This window comes from Paenibacillus sp. J14, assembly GCF_000518465.1.
Taxonomy (GTDB): Bacteria; Bacillota; Bacilli; order Paenibacillales; family Paenibacillaceae; genus Fontibacillus; species Fontibacillus barengoltzii.
Map to the genome: position 1 here is coordinate 46948 of NZ_JADQ01000028.1, position 14269 is coordinate 61216.

Annotated in this window: 8 protein-coding genes and 1 rRNA gene; all 9 read left to right on the forward strand. The window is 51.5% G+C overall.

Going from position 1 to position 14269, the window contains the following annotated elements; genetic code table 11:
* Window positions 1–173 precede the first annotated feature (173 nt).
* Window positions 174–1064, forward strand: a complete 891-nt coding sequence (locus M891_RS0112395) for a phosphatidylinositol-specific phospholipase C/glycerophosphodiester phosphodiesterase family protein (RefSeq protein ID WP_028539069.1) — start codon at window positions 174–176, stop codon at window positions 1062–1064.
* A gap of 439 nt (window positions 1065–1503) precedes the next feature.
* Window positions 1504–2211, forward strand: coding sequence for a heptaprenylglyceryl phosphate synthase (locus M891_RS0112400; protein WP_028539070.1), 708 nt, complete (start codon window positions 1504–1506; stop codon window positions 2209–2211).
* Between the two features lie 322 nt (window positions 2212–2533).
* Window positions 2534–4912, forward strand: coding sequence for a DNA helicase PcrA (pcrA, locus tag M891_RS0112405; protein WP_028539071.1), 2379 nt, complete (start codon window positions 2534–2536; stop codon window positions 4910–4912).
* Window positions 4913–5298: 386 nt separating this feature from the next.
* On the forward strand, window positions 5299–7317 hold the full coding sequence (ligA, locus tag M891_RS0112410; protein ID WP_028539072.1) for an NAD-dependent DNA ligase LigA: 2019 nt from the start codon (window positions 5299–5301) through the stop codon (window positions 7315–7317).
* A 209-nt stretch (window positions 7318–7526) separates the two neighbouring features.
* On the forward strand, window positions 7527–8888 hold the full coding sequence (locus tag M891_RS0112415) for a radical SAM/SPASM domain-containing protein (protein ID WP_028539073.1): 1362 nt from the start codon (window positions 7527–7529) through the stop codon (window positions 8886–8888).
* Between the two features lie 290 nt (window positions 8889–9178).
* Window positions 9179–10621 carry an ABC transporter substrate-binding protein gene (locus M891_RS0112425; RefSeq protein ID WP_232228334.1) on the forward strand — a complete coding sequence of 481 codons (1443 nt, stop codon included), beginning with the start codon at window positions 9179–9181 and terminating at the stop codon, window positions 10619–10621.
* A 178-nt stretch (window positions 10622–10799) separates the two neighbouring features.
* Window positions 10800–12008: an MFS transporter gene (locus M891_RS0112430; protein WP_232228335.1), complete on the forward strand. Its 1209-nt coding sequence runs from the start codon at window positions 10800–10802 to the stop codon at window positions 12006–12008.
* Between the two features lie 186 nt (window positions 12009–12194).
* Entirely contained in the window at window positions 12195–13661 is a 1467-nt protein-coding gene (locus M891_RS23865) for an ABC transporter substrate-binding protein (protein WP_036700334.1), read from the forward strand.
* Between the two features lie 405 nt (window positions 13662–14066).
* A 16S ribosomal RNA gene (locus M891_RS0112440) occupies window positions 14067–14269 on the forward strand; the annotation flags it as partial.

The window sequence follows — 14269 nt, forward strand, 5'->3', positions numbered from 1 at the left end:
CCTCCATTAGGGTTTGGCATAGAACGACCATAAAGAAAATGTGTGCATTCGTCAACCGTATTCCTGAATCTACCGGGAACTCTATGACGTTGTGAGATATGCTATAATGACCATTGACAATAAACGACATTTTTTAGGTCGAACACCTCCAAGTAGAATAGGATCATATACTCATGAAAAATAAACTTTTCTACAACCTCCTGCTGATCTTGGGCATCGTGCTGCTGGCGCTAAGCTGGCTGCCGGAGACGCCAAAGTCGGAGGAAGATGGCTTTCGAGCCCATCGTATGGTCGCGCACGCTATGGGCGGGATCGAAGGTCTGACGTATACGAACACTTATGACGCCTTTCTCGTAAACTATGATCAAGGCTTCCGCGTGTTTGAAGTCGACCTCCTGATTAGCAGCGACGGGAAGCTGGTGGGGCGCCATGAGTGGAGCCAGAAGTTTACGCAACAATTGGGACAACAGGATGAGTTGACGGAGGAACACCAAGGTTCAGTTATGAGCCACGCCGAGTTCAAGGCAGCGAAAATTCAAGGGGTGTACGATCCCTTAGATTGGGACGATGTGCTAGAGTTAATGGAGCAGTACCCGGATGTGTATATCATCACGGATACCAAGCAGTCCAGCCCGGAAGAAATTCAACAGATTTTTACCCAGATCGTTGAACAGGCCAAGGCGAAGGACCCAGAGCTCTTGGAGCGGGTGGTGCCGCAAATCTATAACCGCGAAATGTGGGAACCGGTTCAAGCAATTTATCCGTTTGCTTCGGTGATTTTTACGTTATATCAAACGCATGATACCGACGAGGAAGTGGTGGCTTTTGCGGAGGACAAGCATCTCGCAGCCGTCACAATGTCGGATACGCGGGCGAACGCACAGCTGATCGAGGAGCTCAACCGGATTGGCGTGCCCTCTTACATCCATACGATCAACGACCTCAAGACCATCGCCAAGTTCAAAAGGATGGGGGCTTACGGGTTCTACACTGACTTTTTGACGGAGGCAGATTTGGCAAAAAACACGGGAATGCTGTCCTTAGTAAACGGATTTGCGTGGTAAAAAACGTATCATGAAGGGGATCTCATAGAGGTTGCAGGTCGTCCGCCTCTCATTCTCGCGATTATCCCTTTACATCAGGGAGTGGAGAAGGTGGTCCGATCCCCAGCTAATCAGCCTCATCGACTAGAGTTCTTCGAAGATCACACCAACGATCCAATAAGCCCTCTCTCTGAACAAAAGGGATAATCACGCAAAGAGATGCCAGAAACGTGATAAGGCCCCGTCTTAGAGCTAAGAGCCGCAAGAACTGCGGCATTTTTTTGTGTTCGCATCGGACGCGAACATTGACAGGGTATCCCCGGTAACATAGACTAGAAACAGAACTGGAAATCTAGTCATGAACAGTAGTCATATATCAGATGGATGAGAGAGCGGGGCGGAGCGAAATGCCCCGTTTTTCGCGGTCCTTCTGCTGAATTTATCGTTGGAGGAATGGAAATTGAAGCAGATGATATCTGGCTGGCGACATGTGTTTAAGCTGGATCCCGACCGTCAGCTGGACGATCGGTCACTGGAAGCGGTGTGTCTGTCGGGGACAGATGCCGTGATGATCGGCGGATCGAGCGGGGTGACCTATGACAATACGGTGGACCTGCTGTCTCGCGTGCGTCGTTTTGAGGTTCCTTGCGTGTTGGAGATTTCCAATCTTGAGGCGGTCGTTCCGGGATTCGACCTTTATATGATTCCGATCGTGTTGAACGCAGGACATCAAGATTGGATCATCGGGCATCATGCCCAAGCGATCGAGCAATACGGACACCTGATCCCTTGGGAAATGCTCGTGCCGGAAGGCTATCTCGTGCTCAATTCAGAGGCGACGGTCGCTAAGGTAACGAAGGCCAAGGCCCCGTTGGAGCCGGTGCCAGCCCGGTCATACGCCCAAGTGGCGGATCGTTTGCTTCAGCTTCCGATTGTCTATTTGGAATATAGCGGGCAGATCGGAGATTTTGAGTTAGTAGCGGACGTAAGGCGGACACTGGATCAAGCACGTCTTTTCTATGGCGGCGGGGTCGTGGATGCGGAAACAGCGTACCGCGCAGCTGCCGTGAGCGATACGGTGGTTGTCGGCAACGCAGTGTACGATAACCTGGAGCGGGCGCTCGAGACGGTGGCGGCGGTGAAGGGCTCCGCTGCAGCTGAGAGCTAGAAGCAAGCGGGGAAGAGGGGACGAGCTGAAAACGCCAGCGTCGCCATCTGCGTGGAGAGGAAGGGGCTCCAGCTTTGTAACGGACACCACGGACCTTATTGCTCGGAATAACGAGCCCCGGCGCAGCTAACGGACTGAGAAGACCTTATTTGCCCAAATCTGGCCCCTCAAGACTCGGTTGGGGTGAAATAGCGTCGTCTGAGTCCGTTACATCGGGAAATCCGTGGGAAATGAACGAATAACGGCTCTGGAGTCTGTTATCAGTGATCGCAAAGACGAAGACGAAGAAGATGTGTGTCTATAAAAGGAAGGAGCAAGTTTGATGCAACCTGTGAACATACAAGAGGCGGTAAGCCGCCTGAATCCGCAGCAAAGACAAGCCGTCGAGGCGACCGAAGGGCCGCTGCTGATTATGGCCGGCGCCGGCAGCGGCAAGACGCGTGTGCTGACGCACCGCATCGCCTACCTGATCGCAACGCGCAAAGCCCCGCCTTGGGCGATTCTCGCGATTACGTTTACGAACAAAGCGGCCCGTGAAATGCAGGATCGGGTATCTCGGTTGGTAGGCGGTCCGGAGGGACGGGACATTTGGGTGTCGACGTTCCACTCGATGTGCGTGCGCATTTTGCGGCGGGATATTGAGCGGATCGGGTTCACCTCCAACTTCTCCATCCTGGATTCTACGGACCAACTGTCGGTGATTCGCAACTGCATGAAAGAACAGAACATCGACACGAAGAAATTTGAGCCGAAGGCGGTTCAAGCGGCCATCAGTGCAGCGAAGAACGAACTGATCACGCCGCAGCAGTATGAACAGAAGATCGGTGATTATTTTGAAGGTATTGTAGCGAAGATCTATATCCAATACCAGAAGCAGCTGCGCCAAAACAACTCGCTGGACTTCGACGACCTGATCATGAAGACCATCGAATTGTTTAAAGCGGCTCCGGATGTGCTCGATTTTTATCAGAAAAAATTTCAATACATCCACGTCGACGAATACCAGGATACGAACCGTGCGCAGTATATGCTGTGCCGGATGCTGGCAGACAAGCATCACCGCATCTGCGTCGTCGGCGACAGCGACCAATCGATCTATCGTTGGCGCGGGGCGGATATCAGCAATATCCTGAACTTCGAGAAGGATTATCCTGAGGCCAAGACGATTTTGCTGGAGCAGAACTATCGTTCCACCTCAACGATTCTGAATGCGGCCAACGAAGTCATTGGAAATAACACCGGACGCAAGCCAAAGAAGCTGTGGACCGACAAGGGCGACGGCGACAAAATCAAGGTTTACCGCGCGGATTCGGAGCATGACGAGGGGTATTTTGTTACCACGGAAATTCATAACAGCGTCAAAAGCGGACGGAACTACCGCGATCATGCCATTTTGTACCGGACGAACGCGCAGTCGCGGGTGATCGAGGAAATTTTGATCAAATCGGATATCCCGTATCAGATCGTGGGCGGCATTAAGTTCTATGATCGCAAAGAGATCAAGGACTTGCTCGCTTACCTGCGCGTGCTGTCTAACCCGGATGATGACATTAGCTTGACGCGGATCATCAATGTACCTAAACGGGGCATTGGCGACACAACTGTAGCGAAGCTGGCAGATGCTGCAGCGCAGCGAGGGACTTCGATCTACCGCGTGCTTGAAGTGGTGGACGATCTGGGCTTTGCCGGGCGGACGCGGAATGCGTTGGTTGAGTTTTTTGACATGATTCATGGGTTGCACCAGATGGTTCCTTACCTGTCGGTTACGGAGCTGACGGAGAAACTGCTGGAAGTCACCCAATACCGGCTGGAGCTGCAAAATGAAAATACGCTCGAAGCCCGTTCGCGGTTGGAGAATATCGACGAGTTCCTGTCCGTGACGATGGAATTCGAGAACAATAATGAAGACAAGTCCCTGGTTTCCTTCCTGACCGATCTGGCGCTGATCGCCGATATCGACAGCATGAACGATAACAGTGACGCGGAGAAACCAAACGACGACGCGGTTGTGCTGATGACGATGCACAGTGCGAAGGGCTTGGAGTTCCCGGTCGTGTTCATCATCGGCATGGAGGAAGGCGTCTTCCCGCATAGCCGGGCGTTCCTCGACGACGAGGAACTCGAGGAGGAGCGGCGTCTGGCGTACGTGGGCATCACCCGCGCCGAGGAGAAGCTGTTCCTCTCGTGCGCGCAGATGCGCACGCTGTTCGGCCGCACGACGGCGAACCCGCCGTCCCGGTTCCTCGATGAAATCCCCGAGGAACTCAAGGAGGACGGCGGTCGCGTGCCGCGCGACCGCTACGGCCGGGGCGCCGGCGTGGGCGGCGCCTACAGCGGCCGCGGCTTCAGCAGCGCCGGCGGCGGCAACTTCGGCCGCCCGGCCACGGACGCGGCCGGCGGCCCATGGGGCCGGTCCGCTGCTGCGCCTAGCGGACCGGCCGGGCGCGGCACCGCCGCTCCCATGCGGAGCGGCGTGACCGTGACCGGCGGCGGCGCGTCAGGAGCCGCCGCCAAGACCGCCCCCGGCGATTTCAGCGCCGGGGACAAGGTCGCCCACGCCAAGTGGGGCGTGGGCACGGTTGTTGCCATCAAAGGCACCGGCAACGACACGGAGCTGCAGATCGCTTTTCCCGCACCGGTAGGGGTCAAGCGGCTGCTGGCCGGATTCGCTCCGATCACGAAGGTGACCGACGGCGAGTGACCGATGGCGGATAACCGAGTATATTTGCCTCAATCCGGGGAAGGTTGAGGAGAATAGAGGTGGGGTGGGCTCCATCAGTAGAAAATAAGGGTAATTTATGTCCTTATGATCATTGAATCGGGCCTTCCTCGTGAAATAAGACCATTTTATGTTCTTATTTTGCTCCTATGGCCCAGATTTGCTTGGATTGGCTAGGGATAGCGCCATATTTTTCCCTTATTCCCCGCAAACTAGCGTATTCCCGATAAATAGCGGTAAAAAATACCCTTAAGATCATGGGCGGCACATAGTGCACTTGCCCCAATCGCTTAACCTACGGAGTGAACCCAATCGGGTTCCTCCGTTGCTATACATAACATACCTGCATGAAGGAGGGTTGTCCCTGCATGGATGCGATGCAAAGGATGGAGCAGCTCGTTGAGCAGCTGAACCGCTACAACTATCATTACTACACCTTGGACGAGCCGATCATCAGCGACAAAGAATACGACCAGTTGTATGATGAACTGACCGCGCTGGAGGCGGAGACGGGGATCACCCTGCCTGATTCGCCGACGGGGCGCGTAGGCGGCGAACTGCTGGAGGGCTTCAAGCCGCACCGCCATCTGGCTCCGCTGTGGAGCTTGGACAAAGCGCAAAACGAAGAGCAGCTGCTGAACTGGAACAACCGGGTTCTCAAGCTGATCGCTGACTACAATGGTAAAAACCCAACCACGCCATTGCCGAACCCGACTTACGTGGTCGAGCTGAAATTTGACGGGTTGACGCTCAATCTCACCTATACGGATGGACACCTTGTTCAGGCGGCGACCCGGGGGAACGGTGTTGTGGGCGAGGGGATCTTGCCCCAAGTCAAAACGATCAAATCCGTGCCGCTGACGATTCCTTACCGCGAAGGGACGATCGAGGTGCAAGGCGAGGGCATCATGAATCTATCGGTGCTCGCCAAATATAACGAGACGGCAGCGGAGCCGCTGAAGAACGCCCGGAATGCCGCGGCCGGTGCCTTGCGCAACCTGAACCCGCGGACGACGGCGGAGCGCAAGCTCAACGCGTTTTTCTACAATGTGGGGTATTCAGACAACCTGAACTTCCAGGATCATCGGGAAATGATGGCTTTCCTTAAAGACAACCGATTTAAGGTGAACCCTTATGTCACCTACCATGACAGCTTTGACAAAGTGATCGAAGCGCTTCATGAAATCGTGGAAAAGCGCCCGACCCTCGATTACCTCATCGACGGAGCCGTCATCAAAATCACCGATATGCGCACGCGCGAAGTGCTGGGATATACGGACAAATTCCCGCGCTGGGCGGTGGCTTTCAAATTTGAGGCGGAAGAGACGACAACGATTCTGGAGTCTGTGTCCTGGAACGTTGGGCGTACCGGGAAAATCACACCGCTGGCAAAGGTCGAACCCGTGGAACTGGCCGGCGTCACCGTTCAAAACTGTACGCTCAACAACATCGGCGATATCGAACGCAAAAACTTGAAGTATGCTCTGGGCACCCGCGTATTCATCCGCCGGTCCAACGATGTCATTCCGGAAATACTCGGCAAAGTGCCGGATGAACCGGAAGGCGGGGAGATCATCTACCCTGAGGTTTGCCCAGCCTGCGGTACGCCGCTGGAGCAGCGGGGCGCGCATTTGTTCTGCAACAACCGCTTGGGCTGCAAACCGCAAATTGTGGCGCGGATTACGCATTTTGCTTCCCGCGACGCCATGGATATCGAGACGTTCAGCGAGAAAACAGCCGAGCAGCTGCACGATGAGCTGAACCTCCGTGAGCCGGCTGATCTGTATACGTTGACGTTTGATGATTTAATCAAGCTGGAGCGTTTTGGTGAAAAGAAAGCCAACAAGCTTCTCCAGGCAATCGAGGTGAGCAAAGGACGCGATTTGGCTTCCTTCTTGTTCGCGCTGGGTATTCCGAACACCGGCAAATCGACGACCAAGGTGCTGGCCGATCATTTTGGCAGCCTGGAAGCGGTGATGTCCGCTACAACGGAAGAGCTGACGGCACTGCCGGACATCGGCGGAATCGTGGCTGATAGCATTGTGAACTTCTTCGCCGATCCGTTCTATCAGGCAGGTATCCGCAAAATGCTGGAGCTGGGAGTATCGCCGAAGGCCCCGGTCAAAGCCGCTGCGCCGGTGACGGACTCCTTCTTCTCCGGGAAAACGGTCGTGCTGACGGGTACACTGCATCAGATGAGCCGGGATGAAGCGTCCGAACGGCTGGAGGCCTTGGGCGCCAAAGTGACCGGCAGCGTATCGAAGAAGACCGATCTGGTCATCGCGGGCGAGAAGGCTGGCAGCAAGCTGGCCAAAGCCCAGGAGCTGGGCATCCCGGTCATCGAAGACGAGAACGAGTTGATCCGGCTGTTAAACGAAAGCGAATAGAAATCAGAACTCATAGAGAGCTTACACCAATTCCTTTTCCTATCCCTGAGCACATCTGCGGACATCCGCGGGTGGGTTCGGGGATTTTTTTGCGGCCAGCGATCACAAAAGTGACGAGAATCATGGCAAACCAGCGGCGTTTTCTTCATCATAGGGCGGTGGACCGGAGGGTTCATGATTAAAATCATCATAAAAAGGATGGAGAACACATGAATCACGATGCGTTACAGTGGAAGCCTTCGCGCTTTAATGCGCACAGCGAAACCGATGACGGCGGACTGATGCTGTATAACAGCTATACCGGAGCAATTGCCGCTTGTTCGCCAGCCGAACGGAATCAAGTTCTGGAGTGGCTGACCCCGGCCGCACCCGTTCCTGAACCAGCGCCTCCATTGTACGAATCGTTGATTGAACAGGGGTTCCTTGTCCCTGGCGATACGGACGAAATGCGGCGCGCCTTGTTTCTGCATCACTCCATGCATGCGCAGGATGCGATGCATCTGGTTTTACTGGTGACAGAGGCGTGCAACTTCCGCTGCACCTATTGTTATGAATCGTTTCCTCGGGCAACGATGCGTGAAGAGGTGATCCGGGGGCTGGAGGCCTACATGGCTGAGCGTGCCCGCACATTGAGGCAACTGACGATCAGCTGGCATGGCGGAGAACCGCTGCTCGTCCCGCATGTCATTGAACGATTATCCCGTTCGTTCATGTCCGCCTGTGAGGCGAGCGGGGCGAGATATGGCGCGGAAATGTCGACCAACGGATATTATTTGACGCGTGATCGATTTGAGCAGATGCTGGATCTGCATGTCGAGCGGTTTATGGTGACCTTGGATGGTGAAGGGGAGACGCACAATGCCCGCCGCGGCCTGAACGGAGGCGGGGATACCTATCAAACCATCGTCAACAATTTAATGTCATTAAAAAAGGTAGACCGTCCGTTTGAAATCAATTTGCGTGTGAACTTCGATAACAGCAATTTAGAGGAGGTTTCCCGGTTCATTCCGGTGCTGCGCGATTTATTTGGGGATGACCCGCGATTTCAAGTCTATTTCCGTCCTGTAGGTTGCATGGGCGGGGAGAACGACCTCAATTTGCCGATATGCGACGAGCGGACGAAAGATCGCTGCATTTGGGCTTTCAACGAGCAAGCGATCGCTGAAGGGCTTACGGTCAGTTCGTTTATCTCGGATATTTTGCTGCCGACGGGAGCGGTTTGTTATGCAGCGAAGCCCAACTCTCTAATCGTTGGTTCGGACGGCATGTTGTATAAATGCTCGGTGGCACTGGAGCAGGATAATAACCGCCTGGGCCGGATTCACGAGGACGGTACGCTGGATCTCGATTATGACAAGCTGGCGCTGTGGACAACATCCGGCGAGGAGACGGATGAGAAATGCCAGGCTTGCTTCTTCCGGCCGGCTTGCCAAGGGAACCATTGTCCGTTGTATCGGATGCGGACGGGGAACCGCCCCTGCTCTTATGAGAAGCGTCAGATCAAGAAGACCTTGCGCACAATCTGGCTGCAGGCGCAGCGGGAAGTGATGGCTTCTGCTTCTGAAGCCTAGTTTTACTAGAGTTCCTGTACACCCTAGCAAGGAGGTGATAGGCATGAAGGTCATCCGTTCCGCGGCACAGCCCGCACACGTCAAAACCGGCCGGGTATCCAAATCCGTTCCGGGTAACCTGAGCTAATCTGATCTCGCTCATCTATAGACCGATTCTCTAAGCAAAAACTGCTAAGAGAATCGGTTTTTTTTACCAGAATATGAAACTATCGATACTTGCATACGTTATTATGGTAGAGTCATCATTAAAAAACATTCATTTGGAGGTCGTAATGAAGAGGGAGAAGTTCATGAAGGGACTGCTGATTGTATTGGCCTGCATGCTGTTCGCAGGTTGTACCAGCCGCCCTGCACAGGAGAAGGAGCAGACGTCCAGCTTTAAAATCATGTATTGGGATGAGCAGTACTTTTTTCAGCAGTATGGTGATTTGTTTGCAATTAAACATCCAAACGTGAATATCGAAGTGGTCAACACGAACAGCATCTACAACAGTTCAAATGGCGAGCCGATCGATTATGAGAAAGCTTTCTCGGATTTCGTCGATAAGGAACAACCGGATGTCATCCTCTTGGATTCCAGCAACTACGAGAAGTTCGTGAACGACGGGAAGCTCATGGAATTAGATACGTTCATCGCGCGGGATAAATATGATACGGAGAGCATCTATCCGGCGCTCATCGAAATGCTGAAGGAGCAGGGCGGCGGCAAATTATACGGATTGGCCCCGACCTTTAGCGGCAACGCGATTTTTTATAATGCCGATTTGTTTGCGAAATATGGCGTCGAACTTCCACATGACGGGATGACCTGGCAGGAAATTCTCGACTTGGCGCGTCGCTTCCCAACCGAAGGGGATAAGGATACTCGCGTCTATGGGTTTGGAGTGCAGTACGGCATGTCCATGGAGAATTTAGCTTCGTACATCGCCTCCGCTCAGGGATTGCAGTTCTTGAATCCGGACACGATGAAGATCACGATCAATACGGATTCCTGGAAACAAACTTATAAGCTGGCGATGGATGCAATCGACTCCAAAGCGATTTATATTCCCGACGAAAATGGCTTCCAAGGCGGGACGATGGAAGAGTACTATAAGAGCCGGCCTTTCTTGATGGGGAGGGTGGCCATGTCTGTGGAAAGCACCTACATGTTGCAAGACCTGAAGCAAGCTCAAGAGGTGATCACAGATTACAAGCCTTTCCAGCTGGGAGTTGCTGCTGGGCCGGTGGATCCTGCCGATCCTCAAACGACACGGTCCGTGTACTTTAACGATATCTTCGCGATCCGGGCAAATTCGCCAAATGCGGATGCAGCATGGGAGTTTATCAAGTTTATTAATGGTGAAGAATTCGCTAAAGTTAAATCGCGATCGCTCAACAACGGATTGCTGTCCCGGATGGGGATTTCTACTGAATTTAACGGGGTCAACCTGGAATCCTTCTATAAACTGAAACCGAAGTTTGATTCGAGTTCTAGCCGCGACTACGCGAAAATACCAGACGATTTCTATATGCAATACCAGCCGATTCTGGAGCGAGAGATGAAGCTAGCTCAGGAGAAGAAGAAATCGATTGATGAAGCTTTGCAAACAGTGCAGGATGAGGCTCAAGCGTTGTTGGACAAGGCGTTGAAGGATGAAGCGGCCAAGAAGGGCTCTGAAGGTAACGCGGAATCCGGTGCGTCCGGTGTAACTACGGATGCAGTGGAGACGTTCGAGGACTCGGGGCAATAATTGATGGGTAACCTAATCCATCTTTGAGGGGGGTTCCTTGCGGAAGCAGGGAGCAACCCTCTTTTTTGTGTAACCCGAACTTTCAAAAGATTGCCATCATTCCGGTCGATTCCTTAGGGGTTTGCGCCAGCGTTATATCGTATAATTTTCAAAAAAGAAACCGGTTGAGGAGAACGTCATGCCAAATAAGCCAACTATGCTAAATATGCCAAAAACGAAATGGATCATAAATTTTCTGGTCTTCATCAGCTTTATGGATTTGTTTATCCAGCTTCCGGTTATGGGACCGCTGGCGCTGAGCCTTGGAGCGAGTTCGTTTCAAATCGGGCTTGCCGTGGGCATGTACTCCCTGACCAATATGATCGGGAATATGCTGGCAGGGTTCTGGATCGACCGATACGGAGGCAAAAAAGTGCTGCTCGCGGGTTTGGTTACGACAGCCGGAATTCTGTTGCTGTACACCACGGTTCGACAGCCTTCAGCGCTTTTGATGGTTCGCATGCTGCATGGTCTTGCCGGCGGGCTGCTGGTGCCTAGCGCATTCACTTTAGTTTCTTATGTCTCTTCTGACCGAGATCAAGGTCGTTCCATGGCTCATTCTGGAGCGGCTGTTGGGATTGCCGCCATTCTTGGGCCGGCCTTTGCAGGAATGATGAAGGCTAGTGTTGGAGTGAATCGTTTATTTATGGCTACATCGGTGATATTGCTGCTGGGAGGGGTTCTTGTTCTGATGGTTAGGCTTCATGCTGGAGGAACCGAAGCGCGCGATAAGGATGCATCGAACGACAATGTTTGGAACGCATTTGGAGCATCCTTGCGCAATGAATCGGTTGCAACCGCTTATTACGGCGCATTTGCATTGATGTTTGCCATGGGAGCGTTGACGTTTAGCCTTCCTTTAAAAGCCGAGGCGCTTGGTCTGCCTGATCAGGCCGCCAGTATGATGCTTAGTGTATTTGGGGTTGTGGCCATCAGCTTCTTTGTGTTGCCGAGTAATCGGTGGTTTGATACAGTTTCTCCACTCCGATTAAGTGCGGCGGGCGGAGCGACGGTTCTCGTATCGTTGTGTGTACTGTCGATGACAGATCATCAACTTGGTATGTTTGCCATCATGGGGTTTTACGGATTAGGATTTGCTCTGCTGTTCCCAACTCTCAATTCACTGCTCGTCAACAACGTCGATCCTGTACATAAGGGCAAAGCATTTGGAATGTTCTATGCTTTCTTCTCCATAGGAGTTGTAGGAGGATCTTCAGGTCTCAGTGCATTTACGGGGGATTATGATCTTGCGCTTCGCTTGGCTGCAGGCTTCTTACTGGTGTCTTGCAGCATCCTGGGAGTTTGGGGGAATCGACGGCGGAGGGGGCGGGGATCTACTACCTATTAGGGTTACATTACTTGCGTTACATTTACTCCTACATAACAACCTTTTTAAGAGGCGAGTTCTCGTTGTAACGAAAATAAAAAAACCTCTCAACAAATTTTCGGTCCTTTTGCCAAAACTTGAAACTATCTCCTTTTCTTGAACGTCTGTTTCGCATAGATAATTAAAACATATATTTTGGAGGTAGTGATGAGGAGAAACTGGTTACATAAAGGGCTGCTAGTATTATTGGGTTGCGCACTTATGGCGGGCTGTACAAGCGGAACTGCGCAGGAGCAGGGACAAAAGTCTAGGTTCAAAATCATGTTTTCTGATGAAAGCTATTTTTATCAGGAGTATGGGGATTTGTATGCCATTTCGCATCCTGATGTCGAAATCGAAGTGGTTAGTATGAATAGTCTTATTAATTATTCCGATACTGAAAATTTTGATCACGCGAAGGCTTTCTCAGATTTCGTTGACAAGGAAATGCCTGATATTGTGCTTCTAAGTTCATCGAATGGGGATTACCAAAAGTTCGTCGAAGATGGAAAATTGTTGGAGTTGGACAGTCTAATCCAACGGGATAAATATGATCTTGATACGTTCTATTCTGGTATGCTCGATGTTCTCAAGGAGGAAGGGGACGGCAAGTTATACGGCTTATCTCCGACTTTTTCGCCAAGTGCTGTTCTCTACAATGCGGATTTGTTTGCGAAATATGGTATTGAGGTGCCGCACGATGGAATGACCTGGAAGGAGATTCTTGATCTAGCGCGTCGGTTTCCGACAGAAGGTGATAAAGATACACGTGTCTACGGTTTTGGAATGTTATACGGCGACTCATTGGAAAGCTTAGCCACTGAGATCGCTGGGTATCAAGGGCTGCAGATGTTGTCTCCAAGCACGATGAAATTGACGTTAAATTCTGATTCATGGGTGCAAGCTTATATGCTGGCAAAGGATGCATTGGATTCCAACGCTATCTACAAGCGAGATTCCGAAGGGGACAGTTTTGGAACAGTACGAGAGTATTATCAGAATCAGCCCTTTGTGAAGGGGCGTGTCGCGATGACTGTTGAGAATTTCAGTACGCTTCGTAATCTGAAGCAAGCGCAGGACTCGCTCGAAGACTATAAACCGTTTCAGCTCGGTGTTGCGGCAGGACCGGTGGATCCTGCTGATCCCGAGTCATCGCGGGGGATCTTCTTCAATGACATCTTCGCTATACGGGCCAATTCCCCAAATGCAGATGCAGCTTGGGATTTCATTAAGTATGTTAATGGAGAGGAATGCGCAAAAGTTAAGTCGAAATCGATAAGTCAAAGTTTGCTGAGCCGTATGGGGTATTCCGAGGAGTATAAAGGAATCGATATGGAGCCGTTCTACAAACTTAAGCCGAAGCTTGATCGGGAAACTCGTCGAGTCTGGGATATGATCCCTAAAAGTTTTTATCCCCAATACCAACCGATTCTTAACCGGGAGCTGCAGCTTGTCCAAGCGAATAAGAAGTCGATCGAGGAAGCTTTGCAAACGGTCCAGAAGGAAAGTCAGGTTGTTCTCGATATGTTATTGAAGGAAGAGGCCGAGAAAAGTGGAACGAGTGATTCCGCAAAAACTGAAACGAGCGCCGCAGGAACGACCAAATCCTTTGGGGAGAGTGATTCGAGCATTTAAAGCAATTCGTCAGTTAAATTCACAGATTTCTGCAGAGGGGAGACCTTGCAAAAAGAGGTTTCTCTTCTATTATTGATTGTACGAATGATATAGGATTGTTGATGAGAATTGCCTGATAACAGATGGGATAAAATTCATATTGCAAAAAGGTTGCCAACGTGATAAATTATTACTTGTCGCTTCGAACGACATGCTGTAGAAAATCATTATGAGCTGTCGAAAAAAGAAGTTGACATGATTCGATCAAATGAGTATAATAAATAACTGTTCGACAAAAACTGATTCTTGTGATTGGTGATTGGCGACAGTAAGCAAGTTCTTTGAAAACTGAACAAATGGAACACGTCAATTTTTAATTAGACGATATGAATCGTCAGTTTTGAAATGAGCAAGTCAAACACTACTTTATTGGAGAGTTTGATCCTGGCTCAGGACGAACGCTGGCGGCGTGCCTAATACATGCAAGTCGAGCGGAGTTTATCGGGAGCTTGCTCCTGATNAACTTAGCGGCGGACGGGTGAGTAACACGTAGGCAACCTGCCCGTAAGACTGGGATAACTACCGGAAACGGTAGCTAATACCGGATACGCAAGTCTCTCGCATGAGGG

Bases quoted from the DNA above. Each gene is read 5' to 3' on its own strand.
- M891_RS0112395 (WP_028539069.1), top strand. From the start codon at position 174: ATGAAAAATAAACTTTTCTACAACCTCCTGCTGATCTTGGGCATCGTG.
- pcrA (WP_028539071.1), top strand. From the start codon at position 2,534: ATGCAACCTGTGAACATACAAGAGGCGGTAAGCCGCCTGAATCCGCAG.
- ligA (WP_028539072.1), top strand. From the start codon at position 5,299: ATGGATGCGATGCAAAGGATGGAGCAGCTCGTTGAGCAGCTGAACCGC.
- M891_RS0112415 (WP_028539073.1), top strand. From the start codon at position 7,527: ATGAATCACGATGCGTTACAGTGGAAGCCTTCGCGCTTTAATGCGCAC.
- M891_RS0112425 (WP_232228334.1), top strand. From the start codon at position 9,179: ATGAAGGGACTGCTGATTGTATTGGCCTGCATGCTGTTCGCAGGTTGT.
- M891_RS0112430 (WP_232228335.1), top strand. From the start codon at position 10,800: ATGCCAAATAAGCCAACTATGCTAAATATGCCAAAAACGAAATGGATC.
- M891_RS23865 (WP_036700334.1), top strand. From the start codon at position 12,195: ATGAGGAGAAACTGGTTACATAAAGGGCTGCTAGTATTATTGGGTTGC.